General features: G+C 62.3%; 16 protein-coding genes. 11 read left to right on the top strand and 5 right to left on the bottom strand.

The features are described from left to right. Positions 1-10: 10 nt before the first annotated feature. Positions 11-1,495 (bottom strand): MFS transporter, encoded by a 1,485-nt coding sequence (locus tag RE4_RS04165; RefSeq protein ID WP_370671291.1) that lies wholly within the window; start codon positions 1,493-1,495, stop codon positions 11-13. A gap of 196 nt (positions 1,496-1,691) precedes the next feature. On the opposite strand from RE4_RS04165, the gene RE4_RS04160 reads away from it, so the two are divergent. The 11 genes from RE4_RS04160 to RE4_RS04110 all read left to right on the top strand — a co-directional run bounded on the left by RE4_RS04160 (position 1,692) and on the right by RE4_RS04110 (position 13,567). After that, complete coding sequence (locus RE4_RS04160) at positions 1,692-2,858, top strand: thiolase family protein (protein ID WP_060938051.1); 1,167 nt, start codon at positions 1,692-1,694, stop codon at positions 2,856-2,858. 37 nt (positions 2,859-2,895) lie between these two features. Beyond that, entirely contained in the window at positions 2,896-4,428 is a 1,533-nt protein-coding gene (locus RE4_RS04155) for an acyl-CoA synthetase (protein ID WP_020970683.1), read from the top strand. Positions 4,429-4,592: 164 nt separating this feature from the next. Continuing rightward, positions 4,593-5,045 carry a MaoC family dehydratase N-terminal domain-containing protein gene (locus RE4_RS04150; protein WP_020970684.1) on the top strand — a complete coding sequence of 151 codons (453 nt, stop codon included), beginning with the start codon at positions 4,593-4,595 and terminating at the stop codon, positions 5,043-5,045. A 37-nt stretch (positions 5,046-5,082) separates the two neighbouring features. Next, the gene (locus RE4_RS04145; RefSeq protein ID WP_060938050.1) at positions 5,083-5,886 is read left to right on the top strand and encodes an SDR family NAD(P)-dependent oxidoreductase; all 804 of its coding nucleotides are present in this window, start codon (positions 5,083-5,085) and stop codon (positions 5,884-5,886) included. A 30-nt stretch (positions 5,887-5,916) separates the two neighbouring features. Continuing rightward, positions 5,917-7,044, top strand: a complete 1,128-nt coding sequence (locus RE4_RS04140; protein ID WP_020970685.1) for a CaiB/BaiF CoA transferase family protein — start codon at positions 5,917-5,919, stop codon at positions 7,042-7,044. Between the two features lie 19 nt (positions 7,045-7,063). Then, positions 7,064-7,867 carry an SDR family NAD(P)-dependent oxidoreductase gene (locus tag RE4_RS04135; protein WP_060938049.1) on the top strand — a complete coding sequence of 268 codons (804 nt, stop codon included), beginning with the start codon at positions 7,064-7,066 and terminating at the stop codon, positions 7,865-7,867. Between the two features lie 30 nt (positions 7,868-7,897). Continuing rightward, positions 7,898-9,085 (top strand): lipid-transfer protein, encoded by a 1,188-nt coding sequence (locus tag RE4_RS04130; RefSeq protein WP_060938258.1) that lies wholly within the window; start codon positions 7,898-7,900, stop codon positions 9,083-9,085. Between the two features lies 1 nt (position 9,086). Beyond that, on the top strand, positions 9,087-9,467 hold the full coding sequence (locus tag RE4_RS04125; RefSeq protein ID WP_060938048.1) for a MaoC/PaaZ C-terminal domain-containing protein: 381 nt from the start codon (positions 9,087-9,089) through the stop codon (positions 9,465-9,467). A 24-nt stretch (positions 9,468-9,491) separates the two neighbouring features. Continuing rightward, on the top strand, positions 9,492-10,649 hold the full coding sequence (locus tag RE4_RS04120) for an acyl-CoA dehydrogenase family protein (RefSeq protein ID WP_060938047.1): 1,158 nt from the start codon (positions 9,492-9,494) through the stop codon (positions 10,647-10,649). Between the two features lie 49 nt (positions 10,650-10,698). After that, on the top strand, positions 10,699-11,865 hold the full coding sequence (locus RE4_RS04115; protein WP_060938046.1) for a thiolase family protein: 1,167 nt from the start codon (positions 10,699-10,701) through the stop codon (positions 11,863-11,865). A gap of 31 nt (positions 11,866-11,896) precedes the next feature. Continuing rightward, entirely contained in the window at positions 11,897-13,567 is a 1,671-nt protein-coding gene (locus RE4_RS04110) for a class I adenylate-forming enzyme family protein (RefSeq protein WP_060938257.1), read from the top strand. Positions 13,568-13,650: 83 nt separating this feature from the next. Here the strand turns inward: RE4_RS04110 and RE4_RS04105 are convergent, their stop codons facing one another. From RE4_RS04105 to RE4_RS04090, 4 genes are read right to left on the bottom strand one after another with little or no spacing between them, the layout of a single operon-like run. Beyond that, the gene (locus RE4_RS04105; protein ID WP_019745179.1) at positions 13,651-14,298 is read right to left on the bottom strand and encodes a GntR family transcriptional regulator; all 648 of its coding nucleotides are present in this window, start codon (positions 14,296-14,298) and stop codon (positions 13,651-13,653) included. A gap of 28 nt (positions 14,299-14,326) precedes the next feature. Beyond that, entirely contained in the window at positions 14,327-15,094 is a 768-nt protein-coding gene (locus tag RE4_RS04100; protein ID WP_019745180.1) for an enoyl-CoA hydratase/isomerase family protein, read from the bottom strand. Further along, positions 15,091-16,161 carry an acyl-CoA dehydrogenase family protein gene (locus RE4_RS04095; RefSeq protein ID WP_060938045.1) on the bottom strand — a complete coding sequence of 357 codons (1,071 nt, stop codon included), beginning with the start codon at positions 16,159-16,161 and terminating at the stop codon, positions 15,091-15,093. Before RE4_RS04095 ends, RE4_RS04100 begins: the two co-directional genes overlap by 4 nt. Next, positions 16,158-17,285, bottom strand: a complete 1,128-nt coding sequence (locus RE4_RS04090) for an acyl-CoA dehydrogenase family protein (RefSeq protein WP_060938044.1) — start codon at positions 17,283-17,285, stop codon at positions 16,158-16,160. Before RE4_RS04090 ends, RE4_RS04095 begins: the two co-directional genes overlap by 4 nt. Positions 17,286-17,374: the final 89 nt, after the last annotated feature.

The raw sequence follows: 17,374 nt of genomic DNA, 5'->3' as shown, positions 1-17,374 counted from the left end.
CGAGATCGGCCTATCGGGCAGCAACAACGGGAGCGTTGGGGCGCACCAAGTTCTTGTCACGGGCAGGGTCGATGATGACGATGCCGACAACGGCCACGACGAGTGCAACCCCACCGAGGATCTGGAAGGCGGTCGCGTAGCCGTCACCACCGTCGCCGGCCGCATCGACGATGCGTCCCATCATGTACGGCGCGATGAAACCACCGAACGCCATGAGCGACAGGAACACCCCGAGTACCCCGGAAATTTGCTTCGGCGGGCACAATTCGCTCACACAGGCATTGAGAAGCGGCAGCACCGGAGTGCATATCGCATAGCCCAAGGACACCATGAACACAGCCATGACGGGCGCACTGACGAACGGCAGGAAGACCAACATCGTGCCGCCGATCAGCATGCCGACCGCAGGAAAGACCACCCGAGCAGCCCGCATGCTGACGCCTTTGGTGATGAGCCTGTCACTGAGCCACGTGCTGCTCAACATGATCACAAGGCCGATGAGGCTGGGGATGGAGAACATGGAACCGGCCTGGAGCCGTGAATAACCAAGGCCCAGTTCGAAATACGACGGCAACCAGGTGAGGACCACTGCTGCGAGTGCATAGGCGGCTGCAATGAGCAGAACTCCGCCGATGAAGGTGCGGGTACGGAAGATGCGCAGCCAGGGCACAGCCGGCTCAGCGTCAGTCGCGGGCGCCGTTGCCGATGCCGATGCCGGATCCGAGTCTTCAGGGCCCGATTCTTCAGGGCCCGAGTCGACGCTATCGGCCTTACCCGAGTTGCCACTGCGGCCGTACGGACCTTCCTTCCACATTGCCAGCCACAGCACAGCCCACAACAGACCCGCGATCGCCAATGCGACCAGCGCAGAACGCCAACCCCAGGTGACGGCCACGTACGCGAGGATGGGTGCGATCGCAATCTTCGCGATCGACGCCGAGCAGGTCAGGACGGCTCCCGGCAGTCCGCGTCGCGCCGGCGCATGCCAGGAGTATGCGGCGGAGAACAGCAGGGGCGAGTTGGGTCCTTCGGCGAAGCCGAGAATCATCCGACTCACCAGCAGGGTCACGAAGCTGGCCGAGAGAATGAGCGGCAACATCGCCATGGACCACAGGACGACCAGCAGGACGAGCGCCCAGCGCAGTCCGAGCCACTTGTCGAGAGCGCCCGAGAACAAGCCACCGAGCGAGAGCATCAGAAAAAAGGCACTACCGGTCAGACCGATATCCGAAGCGGAGAGTCCCAACTCCTTGGCCAAGGGCTGAGCGATGATGCCGAGAACTGCTTTGTCGGCGAAGTTGATGACATACATGGCGACCAGCACGCTGGTCATCCCCCAGGCCACTGTCCTGGATTCGCCTGCTTCTCCGAGCTTGGCCCGAGGCCGGTTCACCTGCTGTTCGAGTACCACTAAATCTCCTTGAACTGGTAAGGGAAGATTCGCCACGACTTCGCCGTTGGCGCCCGACTTGCCCGATTCGGTGATGGGCGTCACATTGCCTGCTGGGCAGGATTCAATCACTAAAACAGCTTCCTAGCAAGCAGTTCAATGAATAATGTGAATTTGCCATAACTAGATGCAGGGTCAATGATCGAAATGGATCGCCAACCAAACAAAAGTTATTGGTAATTCACTTATCTGCCCAACCGCAAAGACGCCGACCTCGAAGTCGGCAACGAAGGAGCACGCCATGAACGACGCCGTCATCGTCGACGCAGTTCGCACACCGATCGGAAAGCGGAACGGAGGGCTGTCCGGGATTCACCCCGTCGACCTGTCCGCACATGTCCTTCGCGCCCTCACCGAACGCAACGACCTGGATCCGAGCACAGTCGACGACGTCTTGTGGGGTTGCGTCAGCCAGGTTGGTGAACAAGCCGGCGGCGTCGGCCGATACGCCGTACTCGCCGCGGGTTGGCCCGAATCGGTCACCGGTGTGACCGTGGACCGGGCTTGCGGATCCTCGCAGCAGTCCTTGCATTTCGCCGCGGCCGGAATCATCAGTGGCCACTACGACATCGCCGTCGCCGGAGGCGTCGAGAGCATGAGCCGCGTCCCCATCGGCTCGGCACGCAGCGCCACCCAATTCGGCAAGCCGTTCGGCCCGCTGGTCCGCAAGCGATACAACGGAGTGGAATTCAACCAGGGTGTGGGCGCAGAAATGATCGCCGAGAACTTCGGGCTGCCCCGAACGCAGCTGGATCAGCACGCTCTCGATTCCCACGAGCGAGCTGGCGCGGCAATCGACTCGGGCGCATTCGAGAGTCAGATCAGCCCGGTGAAGACCACGGCCGAAGACGGCACCGTGTCCTTGGTCGACACCGACGAGGGGGTCCGGCGCGGATCGACTCTCGAGCGATTGGCTGCACTCCCTACCCCGTTCAAGGACGACGGACGTATCACCGCTGCCAACTCGTCACAGATCTCCGACGGCGCCGCTGCGCTTCTGGTCACCAGCAGCGAATTGGCGGCTCGCAGAGGGTGGAAGCCCATCGCCCGGGTCCACACCGTGGCATTGGCAGGCGTCGACCCGATCACCATGGCTACCGGTCCCATTCCGGCCACCGCCAAGGTCCTCGAGCGTTCGGGGCTGTCACTGTCCGACATCGGGGCATTCGAGATCAACGAGGCTTTCGCTTCGGTCACTCTGGCTTGGCTGCAGGCGACCGGCGCCGACTATGCCAAGCTCAACCCTCTCGGCGGCGCGATGGCACTCGGTCATCCTCTCGGCGGTTCGGGCGCACGTCTGACGACGACCCTCGTACACCACATGCGCGACAACGGTATTCGGTACGGATTGCAGTCGATGTGCGAGGCTGGCGGTCAGGCCAATGCCATGATCCTGGAACTGATCTGAATCAGGCCACGCGCCCCGGACTCCTTGGAGGAAGCACATGCAACTGACTCAATTCGTTCACCGATCCATGCGAGCAGCCCCGGAAACCCCGATGACAGTGTTCGGAGATCGAGTCCGAAGCTGCCGACAATCGGTCGAACGAATCACGAAGCTGGCGGGCGGGTTGCAGGCGATGGGCCTGCAACCCGGCGATCGCGTCGCGATTCTGGCATTGAATTCGGACTGGTACCACGAGGCGCTCGTCGCCTGTTGGTGGTCGGGAGCGGTGGCGAGTCCCGTCAACACCCGTTGGAGCCCAGCGGAAATCACTTACGCACTCGAGGATTCCGGCTCGACCTTCCTGCTGGTCGACGACAACTTCGCTCCCGCCGCGAGCGCCCTCCGCGAATCGTGCCCAAGTCTGGCGACTGTGATCTACTGCGGCGAAGGACAGGCCCCCGAGGGAATGCTCGACTACGAACGGGTGATCTCGGAATCGGTACCTGTCGCCGATCTACGCGTCGGCGGCGACACCCTGGCACTCCTGCTGTACACAGGTGGTACGACGGGCGTACCGAAAGGTGTGATGGTCAGCCATCGATCGCTGATCACCTCTGCCTTGGGCACACTCGCCGCAGGAAATGTCGCTGTCAGTGGTGGAGTGAACCTAGCGGTCAACCCTCTGTTCCACATCGCTGGGATCGTCGGGTGGCTGGCCCAGTCGCTGATGGGTGGCACTCAGGTCTTCCTGTCGAGATTCAGTCCGGGCATATTCCTCGAAGCAGTTGACCGCCATCGGCCGACGACCGTCGGCCTGGTCCCGACGATGCTTCAGATGTTGATCTCGCACGAGGACACGGCTTCCTACGATCTGACCAGTGTTCGAGTCCTGAGGTACGGCGCCTCCCCCATTTCTCCGACGCTTCTGGGGCAAGTCATGCAGATGTTCCCCAACAGCGCCTTCGCGCAGGGCTACGGGATGACGGAGACCGCCCACATCAGTGTTCTCAGCCCCGCTGATCATCTGGAAGGCGGCGAGTTGCTCCGTAGCGCCGGTCGCATTCTCCCGCACTGCGAGGTCCGGATCGTCGATCCGGCAGGCACGGAACTGCCACCGGGTGAGGTAGGCGAAATCGTCACGTTCGGCAGCCACATCATGCTCGGATACTGGAACAAACCGATCGAGACCGCCGAGGTACTACGCGACGGCTGGATGCACACGGGCGATGCGGGATACCTCGACGAGCGCGGTTACCTGTTCATCGTCGATCGCATCAAGGACATGATCGTCACCGGAGGCGAGAACGTCTACTCCACCGAGGTCGAAAACGCCTTGGCTCGACATGAATCCGTGGCAGCGTGCTCTGTCATCGGCCTACCCGATTCCCAGTGGGGCGAACGCGTACATGCCGTGGTCGTCCTTCGAGCGGATTCGAACGTCGACGTCGACGCATTGCGCGCGCATGTGAAGACACTCATCGCCGGGTACAAGGTTCCTCGCTCCTTCCAGTTCGTCGATGCGTTGCCGGTCAACGGTGCCGGCAAGGTACTCAAACGCGATCTGCGTGCCCTGGCCGCCACGTCGGACTAGTCTGTCCTCTCCACCAGGCTCGGGAATCACCCATCACTCGGATTAGGTTCTCAGACTCCTTGACAACTGCACATATCTGGGTCAAAGTGAATATGCGCTAACCGCGATTCGAAACTCATTCATCAGATGGCGGACACTTTCGCCCAGATTCCGAGGAGTTTGTCATGACCAGCCTCGACGCCGGGGTCATCGGCACCCGAATTCCCGAGCACTCGGTGGAGGTCGAGCGCGGGCGACTCGCCTTCTTTGCCCGCGCCACCGGACAGGACGACCCGATCTACACCGACCGGAGCGCCGCCGAACAGGCCGGACACCGCGACATCCCTGTCCCACCGACGTTCTTGTTCTGCCTCGACATGGAGCGACCGAATCCCTCCACCTTCTACGCGGATCTCGGAATCGACATCCGGACGATCCTGCACGGCGAGCAGGAGTTCACCTACCTGAAGACCGCGTATGCAGGTGACACTCTCCTTTTCTCCACTTCGGTCACGGATTGCTACGCGAAAAAGGCTGGTGCACTGCAGTTTCTGGTCCGCACCACCGAGGTGACACGCGAGGGGCAACCGATTGCGACCCTCCGCTCCACCACGGTCATCCGTGATCCTCGAGCTTGACGACACTCATTCCACCTAGACTGCAAGGACATCGAACATGGGCACTCTCGACGGCAAGGTCGCCATCGTCTCCGGTTCCGGCCGCGGAATCGGTCGCGACATCGCACTTCGCCTCGCTTCCGAAGGCGCATCCGTAGTGGTCAACGACCTCGATCCCGAACCGGCCCACGAAACGGTCGAAGACATCAAGGCTGCAGGCGGACACGCAATCGCCTACGTCGGATCCGTGACGGACGCCGATTTCGCCGAGCGTTTCGTCGGCACCGCAATCGATGCGTTCGACGGACTCGACATCATCGTCAACAACGCGGGATTCACCTGGGACACCGTCATCCAGAAGATGACCGACGAGCAGTGGGACACCATTCTCGACGTCCATCTCAAGGCACCTTTCCGTATTCTTCGGGCCGCCCAGCCGTACATCAAGGCCAACCCCACCGACTACCAACGCAAGGTCGTCAACGTCTCCTCGGTGGCCGGCCTCTACGGAAACCCCGGACAGTCCAACTACGCAGCCGCGAAGGCCGGAATCGTCGGACTGACAAAGACTCTCGCCAAGGAATGGGGACGCTACAAGGTCAACGTCAATGCGGTTGCCTACGGGTTCATCCTCACCCGCATGACCGAAGCAGTTGCCGGCGACGATTCGTTTGTCGAGATCGGCGGCCGCAAGATCAAGGCCGGTGTCAGCGCGGCCGTCATGGAACGAGTCAAGACGTCCAACCCACTCGGTCGCCCGGGTACTCCCGCAGAGGCTGCCGGCGCCGTGTACGTGCTCTGCACGCAGGACACCGACTACGTCAGTGGGCAGTGCCTGACCGTCGATGCCGGCTCGCGTTAGTCTCCCTACCAGCGAAAGATGTCTATTTCCATGACGATTGACGCCAGTCCCAGCGGTCCGCTCGCCGGCCTTCGTGTCGTCGAACTCGGCGGTATCGGGCCAGGCCCGTTCTGCGGCATGCTACTTGCCGATCAAGGCGCTGACGTGATTCGGATCGACCGAAGCACCGAGGCCGGAAAGCAGTCCGGACATCCTGTGCTGCATCGCAACCGGCGTTCGGTAGCTCTTGATCTCAAGGATCCTCACGACGTCGACACCGTCTTGAAGATCATCGACACCGCCGACGCGGTAATCGAGGGCTTCCGGCCGGGAGTCACCGAGCGTTTGGGGCTCGGCCCGGACACCTGCCTCGCCAGGAACCCGAAGCTCGTGTACGGCCGGATGACCGGGTGGGGCCAGAATGGGCCGTTGGCACAGGAACCGGGCCACGATCTCAACTACATTGCCCTGACCGGCGCACTCGGGGCCATGGGAGCCCCCGGGGAGGTCCCTCCGGTTCCGCTGAATCTGGTCGGAGACATGGGCGGTGGCGGAATGCTGCTGGCACTCGGCATCACAACCGCAATGTTGCGCGCACGAATCGACGGCCGCGGACAAGTGGTCGACGCGGCGATGACCGACGGCACCGCCGTGCAGCTGGCATTGATCCACGGACTACTCGCGCGAGATCGCTGGGTGGACGAGCGCGCATCCAACATGTTCGACGGCGGCGCTCCCTTCTACCGGAACTATCGTTGCGCCGACGGTGGATTCATGGCGGTGGGTTGCGTGGAGCCACAGTTCTATGCCGCAACCATGAGAGTGCTCGGACTGACCGAAGATCCACTGTTCGCACAGCAGCACAACAGAGAAGCATGGACGGCAATGGCGGACCGGCTTGCCGATCTCTTCGCGACCCGTACCCGCGACGAATGGGACGCTGCATTCGACATGCAGGGCGCCTGCGTCTCCCCGGTATTGAACTTCGACGAAGCAGCGGTACACCCGCACAATGCCTTCCGAGCGACATTTGGAAAATTCGGCGACGGTCACATCCAACCGAATCCCGCTCCGCGTTACTCCGATACACCGGCCGACGACCCGCGTCCCGCACCCGTCATCGGCCGACACACCGACGAAGTGCTCGCCGAAATCGGCGTAGTCACTGCCGCAAGCTGAAAACGAAAAGGATCGCATCATGGGAACACTCGACGGCAAAGTTGCCATCGTCTCTGGCTCGGGACGCGGGATCGGCCGTGAAATCGCTCTCAAGCTCGCTTCCGAAGGCGCCTCGGTAGTGGTCAACGACCTCGATCCCGAACCTGCCGCTCAGACCGAGCGCGATATCAAAGCCACAGGTGGACAGGCTGTCTCGTGCGTCGGCTCCGTTGCCGAGGACGGGTTCGCCGAACGCTTCGTGAACACTGCCGTCGAATCATTCGGCGGACTCGACGTCATCGTCAACAACGCGGGATACACCTGGGACAGCGTGATCCAGAAAATGACCGACGAGCAGTGGGACACCATCCTCGACGTCAACCTCAAGGCGCCGTTCCGGATCCTGCGTGCCGCCCAGCCGTACATCAAGGCCAATCCCACCGACTACCACCGCAAGGTCGTCAACATCTCCTCCACTTCGGGTGTCTTCGGCAATGCAGGACAATCCAATTACGGCAGCGCGAAAGCCGGCATCGTCGGTCTCACCAAAACGCTGGCCAAGGAGTGGGGCCGCTACAAGGTCAATGTCAACGCGGTTGCATTCGGCTTCGTCGTCACCCGAATGACTGAGGTGACAGCCGATTCCGACACCAAGATCACGATCGACGGTCGCGACATTCGTGTCGGAGTCAATCCCGACCGCATGGCAGCCATGGCAACCACCATCCCCTTCGGTCGAGGTGCGACTCCGGTGGAAGCCGCGGGTGCCGTATACCTGCTCTGCACACCGGAATCCGACTACGTCACCAGCCAGTGCCTGGTTGTCGACGGCGGACGAGTCTGATACCGCTCCCCTCGATCATTCGGAGAAATGATGAGCCGTAAAGCATTTGTAGCCGGGGTCGGCATGATCCCTTTCACCAAGCCAGGTAAGAGCGACGACTACGACGTCATGGGAGCAGGCGCGGCCACCGCGGCACTCGAGGACGCAGGCCTCGAGTACTCGAAGGTTCAGCAGGCCTACGTCGGGTATGTGTACGGCGATTCCACCAGTGGCCAGCGCGCGCTGTACAACCTCGGCGAGACCGGCATCCCGGTGATCAACGTCAACAACAACTGCGCCACCGGTTCGACTGCGCTCTGGCTGGCCCGCCAGGCAGTCGAGAGCGGCGCGGTGGAATGTGCTCTGGCGCTCGGCTTCGAACAGATGCAACCCGGCGCCCTCAAGGGTGCCTGGACGGACCGCCCACGCCCCCTCGGTCGCTTCGACGAGGTACTAGAGGCCGCCGCCGGGATCGACGCATCAGTTCCGCGGGCTGCGCAGTACTTCGGTGTGGCGGGTATGGAATACATGGAGAAGTTCGGTATGAAGGCCGAAACGTTCGCCAAGATTCAGGTGAAGGCACGCAAGCACGCGGCCGACAACCCGTACGCGGTGTTCCGCACACAACTCACCGAAGAAGAAGTGCTGGCAGCGCCGACGCTCTTCGGACCCGTCACGCGGTATCAGGCCTGCCCACCCACGTGTGGCGCCGCGGCAGCGATCATCTGCACCGAAGAATTCGCCCGCGCCAACGGACTTCGTACAGACGTCGCGATCAAGGCGCAGTCGATGACTTCCGATCTACCCAGCACCTTCGACGAAGGAAGCATGATCAAGGCCGTCGGCTACGACGTCACCGCCTCGGCCGCTCGTCACGTTTACGAGGCCTCGGGCGTCGACCCCCGCGATATCAAGGTCGTCGAACTTCACGACTGCTTCACGGTGAACGAGGTGCTCTGCTACGAAGCTCTCGGACTCGTGGAAGAGGGCGGCGCCGAGCAGTTCATCCTCAGCGGCGACAACACCTACGGCGGACGAGTGGTGGTCAACCCGTCCGGCGGCCTTCTGTCCAAGGGCCACCCACTCGGCGCCACCGGCCTCGCCCAATGCGCAGAGTTGGTATGGCAGCTTCGTGGCGACGCTGGTCCACGTCAGGTGGACGGTGCAACCCTCGCGCTGCAGCACAACCTCGGCCTCGGCGGTGCCGGAGTCGTCACCCTCTACGAAAAGGTGAGCTGAGTTGAATACCGGAGACATCCTGGACCTGACGGTCCCGAAGATCACACGCACCACACTTGCTCTGTACGCCGGCGCTTCGGGAGACCACAATCCCGTCCACATCGACATGGATGCCTGTGCAGCAGTTGGTATCCCCGACGTCTTCGCCCACGGCATGTTGTCCATGGCGTACCTCGGACGACTACTCACCGATCACTACGAGCAGGAGCGCATCCGTTCCTTCTCGGTCAGGTTCTCAGCGATCACCCCGGTGAACTCGACGCCACGGTGCACCGGGACGGTCGTCAAGGTCGAAGACGGCCTCGGTCACCTCGACCTCACCATGACGCTGCCCGACGGCACCGTGACACTGCGCGGTTCCGCAGTCGTCGCGGTCCACTAACCCTCCACGAGAAAGCAGGACGAGATGAAGCGCAACCTCTTCACCCAGGAGCACGAGGATTTCCGCGAGACGATCCGCACGTTCATCGCGAAGGAAGTCACTCCGTTCTACGCAGACTGGGAACGCGACAACCGCGTCCCACGCGAGTTGTTCCACAAACTCGGCGATCTCGGTGTCATGGGTTTCGACATCCCCGAGGAATACGGCGGAACCGGCACGATCAGCTACAAGTTCCAGGCCGTGATGGACGAGGAAACCTCGCGCGCTGCAGTCAGCTTCGGCCACTACACGGTCAGTACCGGAATCGTCCTGCCGTACCTCCTGCGTCTGGCGAACGAAGAGCAGAAGCAGCGTTGGTTCCCCTCGATCGCCACGGGTGAGAAGACGCTGTGCATCGCCATGACCGAGCCCGGTACCGGATCCGATCTGGCCGGCATCCGCACCACTGCCAAGCTCTCCGACGACGGCACTCACTACATCCTCAACGGAGCGAAGACCTTCATCACCGGTGCGGTGAATTCCGAACTGTGCGTGGTGGTTGCACGCACGTCCGCGCCCGCAGAGGACGATCGCCGCTTCGGACTGAGCCTGATGGTGGTTCCCACCGACGCACCCGGCTTCGAATACGGTCGCAAACTCGAGAAGCTCGGCCTGCGCGCCAGTGACACCAGCGAACTTTCGTTCACCGACGTCAAGGTTCCGGTTGCCGATCTCCTCGGCGAGCAGGACAAGGGCTTCTCGTACCTGGGGCAGAACCTGCCGCGAGAGCGCCTCTCGATCGGCAGTCGTGGTGTGGCATCTGCCCGGGCTGCAATCGAATTCGCGAAGGCCTACGTCCAGGAACGCCAAGTGTTCGGCAAGCCCGTCGCGGCGTTCCAGAACACCAAGTTCGTTCTCGCGGAGTGCTCTGCCGAGGTCGAGGCCGCGCAGGCACTCGCCGATCGAGGCATCGAACTCGACGACTCAGGCGAACTCACCGCCGCCGACGCAGCGCGCATCAAGCTGTTCGGTACCGAGGTCGCCGCGCGCGTCATCGACAAGTGCCTGCAATTGCACGGCGGATACGGCTACATGCTCGAGTACCCGATCGCACGTTTGTACGCAGACACTCGGGTGAGCCGTATCTACGGCGGTACAAGTGAAGTCATGAAGACGATCATCGCCAAGGACATGGGTCTGTAGAGACCGGATCCAGATCTTCCCAGTCACACGAACGATCGAAGGAGTTCCCATGCGTGACGCAGTCGTCGTCGACGCCGTCCGAACCGCAGTCGGTAAACGAAACGGTGCACTTTCCCGAATGCATGCAGTCTCGCTGTCTGCACATGTTCTCGAGGCCTTGGCCGATCGAGTCGATCTCGATCCGGCGCTCGTGGACGACGTGATCTGGGGTTGCGTCGGCACGCTCGGGATGCAGTCCGGGTGCATCGCCCGGTCTTCGGTCCTGGCGGCCGGTTGGCCCGAACATGTGCCAGGGGTAACCGTCGATCGCCAGTGCGGATCGTCCCAACAGGCAGTTCACCAGGCGGCCGCCGGCGTGATCTCCGGCCAGTACGATGTCGCAATCGCGGGCGGCGTCGAGATGATGAGCGCCGTACCGATGGGCTCCGCACGTGCCGACGCACGTTTCGGTGAGCCGCACGGGCCGCTTGTCTGGGAGCGCTACAACGGTATTCGTTTCAACCAGGGTATGGGCGCCCAGATGATTGCCGAAAAGTACGGCATCTCGCGGGCCGAACTGGATCAGCATGCGATGGATTCGCACGAGCGCGCCGCCGCCGCGATCGACGAAGGTCGTTTCAAGGATCAGATCACTGCTGTGACGGTGACCGACGCCGACGGCCGCAGCAGTGTCTTCGAGAAGGACGAGGGGGTGCGTCGCGGTGGCACTCTCGAGAAGCTCGGATCGCTCAAACCTGCTTTCTCCGAAGACGGCTCGATCACTGCCGGCAATTCGTCGCAGATCTCCGACGGTTCCGCCGCGCTGCTCGTGACCACCAGCGAGTTCGCGAAATCTCGAGGTTGGGCACCCATCGCACGTATTCACACCGCGGTGGTCACCGGTACGGATCCTGTCACCATGCTCGAGGGTCCCATTCCGGCTACGGCGAAAGCTCTTGCGAAGTCCGGTCTCTCGATCGGTGACATCGGTGCGTTCGAGATCAACGAAGCTTTCGCCTCGGTGTCGCTGGCCTGGCTCCGTGAGACCGGCGCCGATTACGAACGCATGAACCCAAACGGTGGCGCGATGGCATTGGGTCATCCGATCGGTGGTTCCGGCGCACGTCTGATGACCACTCTCGTACATCACATGAGAGAGAACGGCATCCGCTACGGATTGCAGTCCATGTGTGAAGGCGGCGGAATGGCCAATGCCACGATTCTCGAGCTGATCTGAGATGACGGCTACAGAAATTCAGAGCCCTGACATGAGTTCGAGTTGGCCGCTCGGACTGCCACGCAGCTTGGAATATCCCGAATGCGGTGCCGACGCGATTCTGGCCGGAGCGGCCCGCTCGTACCCCGAACGTCTCGCCCTCGTCGACGGCGACACGTCACTGACCTACTCGCAATTGCATGATCAAGCGCTGCGCGTAGCGCAGGGTCTGCGGGAGCGTGGTGTCCAGCCGGGTGACGCAGTGGGACTGCACATGCCGAACTCGATCTGGTTCATTGTCGCGTACTACGGCGCACTGTGCGCCGGAGCAGCAGTAGCTCCGATAAATCCGGCGCAGCCTGTGACCGAATTGAAGCGCCAGCTCGACGACGTCGACGCCAAGGTCGTATTCACCCATCCATCCTGTGCTGCAACGGCAATCGAGGCCAACACACTGTCCGCACCGCCTCGCATCCTGGTACTGGTTCCGGGAGTCGGCGCGCAGTCAGGCCATTGCGAAGGCCTCACCTCCATCACGGACCTCGCCTCGTCGAAACCATTGGCCGACTACCGGGTGGATCCCAACCTTGTTGCTCACCTGCAATTGACCGGCGGCACAACCGGAAAGTCCAAGGCCGTACGGGTACTTCACCGGAATCTCGTGGCCAACGTGCTCCAATCCGCCTGTTGGCGCTCCGGGCATCGAGCCGAACTCGTCGACGGGGCACTTCTCGTTCGGCCGATCGAGGGCGCAGTCACGCGTTACTCCATCGTTCCGGGTGAAGGCGCGTCGATTTCGATCGCGCCTCTGTTCCACGGCCTCGGTCTGGTCAGTCACAACTTCACCACCTTGCTCGGTGGCACGGTGATACTAGGGACGCGCTTCGATCCGGACCGATTTCTCGCCGACGTCGACAAGTATCAGGTGACGTACATCGGCGGATCTCCCACGATGTACTACGCGTTGCTACGCGCACGAACTCTGCGTGAGCACGGTCTGGGTTCGGTTCGGATTCTCGGATCCGGAGCAGCCCCACTCGACACGACGGCGATCCGTACACTGCGAGAGGTCTTCCCGAACGCGCTCGTCACCGAAGGCTACGGGCTCAGCGAAGCAACAATGGGTCTGACCATGGGTTCACCGTGCGACGAACGCCCCACTCCGTTGGGAAGCGTCGGGCTCCCCTTCCCCGACACCGAGATCGAGATCCGCGACGAAGTCACCGAAGCCGTCCTGGCTACGGGTGAGACCGGGCAGATCTGGGCCCGCGGGCCACAGATCACCGACGGATACCACAACGAACCCGAACTCAGCGCCGGTCAGTTCATCGGCGGTTGGCTTCATACCGGAGACATGGGTTGGCGTGACGAGCATGGCAATCTGTTCATCGGCGGCCGCTCCAAGGACTTGATCATCTACAAGGGGTACAACGTCTACCCGCAACCGCTCGAAGAGTTGGTGTGCACGCACCCCGACGTACTGCAGGCGGCCGTGGTCGGCGCGCCCGACCAACTGGCCGGGGAGATTCCGGTGGCCTTCGTCGTGGTCAACCCGGAGTCGGTCGATCGCATCGAGCAGATTGCGACCGAGATCATGGATCACGTTGCCACGCAGGTTGCTCCGTACCAAAAGATACGCGAGGTATACGTACTCGACGAGCTACCGTCGACGCAGACCGGGAAGATCCGTAAGAACGAACTTCGCGACACTCTGGCGCCCTGAGCGTTCGGCCGTCCCACGACCACAGGTGCGCGGTATCCGAGAACCGGAAGGATACCGCGCACCTGTTTGCTCTTCGTCCTCGCTCAGCGAGGTCGACTGCGACCCAGCCTTCGTACGACCAGATCTTCTGTAGCAGATCGATGTTCGTCGCTCGCCCGGATCAGTTCGGCCGAATCTTGATCGCGAACGGCCTGGAGAATCCGGCCGTGGTCCTCGGAAACCTTCCGACGCGACGACGGCTCGTGGATGTACAGGGCACGATAGAAGTCCGACATGTACCAGAGCCGATCCACTTCCTGCAGCACACGCTGCAGGGGCGAGTACGAGAACAGACGAAAGTGGAACTCACGGTTGGCTTCCTGAAACTCTGGACCCTGCTCGCTCGGTTCCGCCTGGTCGACCTGCTCCTGGATTCGTTCCAACTCGGCGACGTCGACGCCACCGAGATCGATCGACGCCAGGATCTCCGTTTCGAGCAGGCGTCGCATCAGGTAGAGCTCGGAAAGATCTTCGCTGCTGAATCTGGCGACGGTGTACCCGGTGTTGGACTTGTGTTCGAGGACGCCCTCTGCCTGCAAGGTCGAAAGTGCCTCACGGACCGGAATTCGGCTGACGTTCAACCGCTCGGCGAGCTCGCTTTGGTGGACTTTCTGTCCAGGCAGCAGCTCACCCGAGACGATCATCTGCCGGATCTGTTGCAGGCAGCGTTGCGCACCGGTTGGTTCCTTCACGGTGGATACGATAGTGGTCGCGTCGACTTCACCTCGCGTTGAACTGCGGTTGCACTCGTGCGAGGTTGGCCTCGATGCCGGCGACGCAGTCCTCGGTCCCCCACAGAACAACCTGCTCCGCCAACTCGCGCTCGAGAACAGTGGCGACCTCGTCCCGTAGCCCCGCGCGCAACGTCGCCTTCATGGAGCGGACGGCCAACGGTGCACTCGAGGCAATTTCGTGGGCGTACGCCAGTGCCTCTTGCCGGATGTTCGCATCTTCGGCCAATCGGTCCACCAAACCGAGTTCGTGCGCCTGTACGCCCGTCAGCCGCCGCGCCGTGTACAGCAGATCCGCTGCAGACTGCATCGAGACGATTCGGGGCAAGGTGACGCTGAGGCCGAATCCCTGGTGGAACCCCAACGCAGCGAAGTTCGCGTGCAACCGTGTCGACGGCCCGGCGACGCGGAAGTCCGCGGCGCAGGCGAGGCCGAGACCACCGCCCACCGCGGATCCCTGCACTGCCGCAATCACGGGAACCGGAATCTCGAACAGCCGCAACGCCTCGGTGTAGATCGCGCGCACCGTGTCGGCGCGATCGGGCCCCAGTCCACCCTCACCGAAGTTCGCGCCGGCACAGAAGTGTTTGCCCGCCGAGGCGAGAACAATCGCGCGAATGTCTCCACCGTTGACGAGACCGGCTGCCGCATCGGCGATCTGCTGCAGAATCTCCTGATCGAAGTAGTTGGCGGGCGGGCGTGAGAACTCGATGGTTCCGACGTGTCCGTCGATTTCCACGTGCACGGCATCGGTCATGACTTCAGCTCCAAGGTCGGTTGTGGGTCGGTGATCAAGCGCGGCAGGGAGGGCGTCGTCGCGACAGCACTTCCGAGTTGCGTCGCAAGCGCGATGTCGTCGCCGAACTCCGATCGCCAGGCATGCAGTCGTCGGGTGAGTTGTTGCAAGCGGTATTCGCGGGTCATGCCGATCGCACCGTGTGCCTGGTGGGCGGCACGCACGCTCGCGAGCGCATTCTGCGAAACCACCAATTTGGTTGCACACACTTCGAAGTCGGCGTCGCGACGGGTGAGCGCGTGCGCCGTGCGATCCACGGACAGTGTGGACATCGATGCCATCTGTGCGAGGGTGACGATGTGCTGCTGGACGGCTTGGAACTGCGCAATCGGCCTGCCGAACTGCACCCGCTCCGAAACGTAGCGACGGGTCAACGTCGACACCGACTCCATGGCTCCTGCCATCTGTACCGAGCGCAAGAAGGCACCGAGTCTACTGAGAATCCGGGCATCGACCGGGTTGTCACCGTCGACGGTGCGCGCTTCGGAGAACGTCAGACTCTGACGCGGTTGCCCTGCGAAATCCGTCCCGGACCCGATCTCGGCATCGGAGATGTCCAGAAGTACAACTCGATCACCGAGAACTGCCGCCAGCACTGATGCTGCGCTCCCCCATGGCACATCGTGAAAGGTTCCCGATACGTGGCCGTCGCCGATCCGACGCGCATCGTCGCGCTGCGATCCCGGGGCGACGGTTGCGATTCCGGAGGGCACCGGTAGCCCGGCCGCTGCTGCCAGCCTGCCCGCGAGGTACGTCTCGGCGAGAGGCAACGGCGCAGCGTGCCTCGCAGCAGCGCGCTGCACAGTCACGGCGTCGAGGAGCGAGCCACCGGAACCACCAACAGATTCGGGAAGACCGACCAGCGGCAACCCCAGTTCCACTGCTGCGCTCCAAAGTTCGCTGGGAAGACCGTCGATCTCGGCCTGCGCCGCCACTTCGGTGCCGGACTTCTCGGCGAAGAATTGCTCGACCATCGCTTCGAGGTCGGCGTCGAATGTGTACGCGTTGATCTCTGACCCCGAATTCATCGGTTCAACCCTTTCACGATCACGGTGCGGAGAATTTCGTTTGTGCCACCGCGAATCGACCACGACGGTGCCACCAGCACAGCCCGGGCGAGCAGTGACTCGTACGGGTCGTCGGATGCAAGGTCCGGAGCCCGGCCGAGGTGCCGTGCCACGGTGGCAACACAGTCCTGTTCGAAGCGTGTTGCCATTTCCTTGATCAGCGCGGCCTCCGTGACCGGCGAGCGACCCGCGTCGACCATTCGCGCAATGGACAGCGACATCCCACGAAAAGCCCAGCAGCGCGCGGCAATCGAGCCCAGATCGGCCAGGGCCGCGGGGCCGCCCTGCGCCGCCCGGTTGGCTGCCCAGTTCTCGAGGACCGGCATCAACGACATCCAACGGTCGACGCCACCTCGCTCGAGTGCGAGTTCACCGGTGTTTTGTCCCCAGCCCGCTCCGACGTCGCCGAGGCGGCGCGAGTCCGGCACGAAAACGTCCTGGAACGACACCTCGCAGAAGTCCTCGCTTCCGTCGATGAACGGAATGGGTGAGACGGTCAGGCCATCGCTGTCGCGATCGACGATCAGCTGAGTGAGTCCGTTGTGCTTGTCTGCCGAGGTTCGAAGCAGGGCGAGTATGTGTGTGGCGTGGAAGGCACCGGTGGTCCAGATCTTGGTTCCGTTGACTTTCCATCCGCCCTCGACACATTCGGCGCGAGTTCTTACCGATGCCAGGTCCGAACCCGAGTCGGGTTCACTCATTCCGATCGAGAACGAGAACTCACCGTTCGCGATACCTGGCAGGAAGTGCCGCTTCTGTTCTTCCGTGCCGTTGGCTGCGATGCTCGGACCTGACTGTCTGTCTCCGATCCAGTGATAACCGACGGGTGCCCCGCGCGCGAGAAGTTCTTCCACGACGACCAATCGATCCACTGCCGACCGCCCGCCCCCGCCGTATTCCTTCGGCAGAGACATTCCGAGCCAGCCACGGCTACCGAGATCTCGCGAGAACTCCGGATCCACTGCCCCGGACATCCCGAGTCCGAGCGGGTAGCTACCGGGGGTGAGCCGCTCGTCGAGGTACTCCCGCACTTCTGCCTGAAGTTCGAGTTCCTCGATCGTCAGTTCTGTTGCGTCGAAACGCATGGACGTCTCCGATCAGTTGAATTCATCGACTAGGTTCTCAAGAAACATATACAAAAATGTTACCATCTTGAATGTGACTGTCCGCCAAC

The sequence above is a fragment of the Rhodococcus erythropolis NBRC 15567 genome (assembly GCF_001552595.1).
GTDB classification, from domain to species: Bacteria; Actinomycetota; Actinomycetes; order Mycobacteriales; family Mycobacteriaceae; genus Rhodococcus_F; species Rhodococcus_F erythropolis.
Note: the sequence above shows the minus strand (reverse complement) of the source record. Positions and strands in the feature narration are given on the sequence as shown.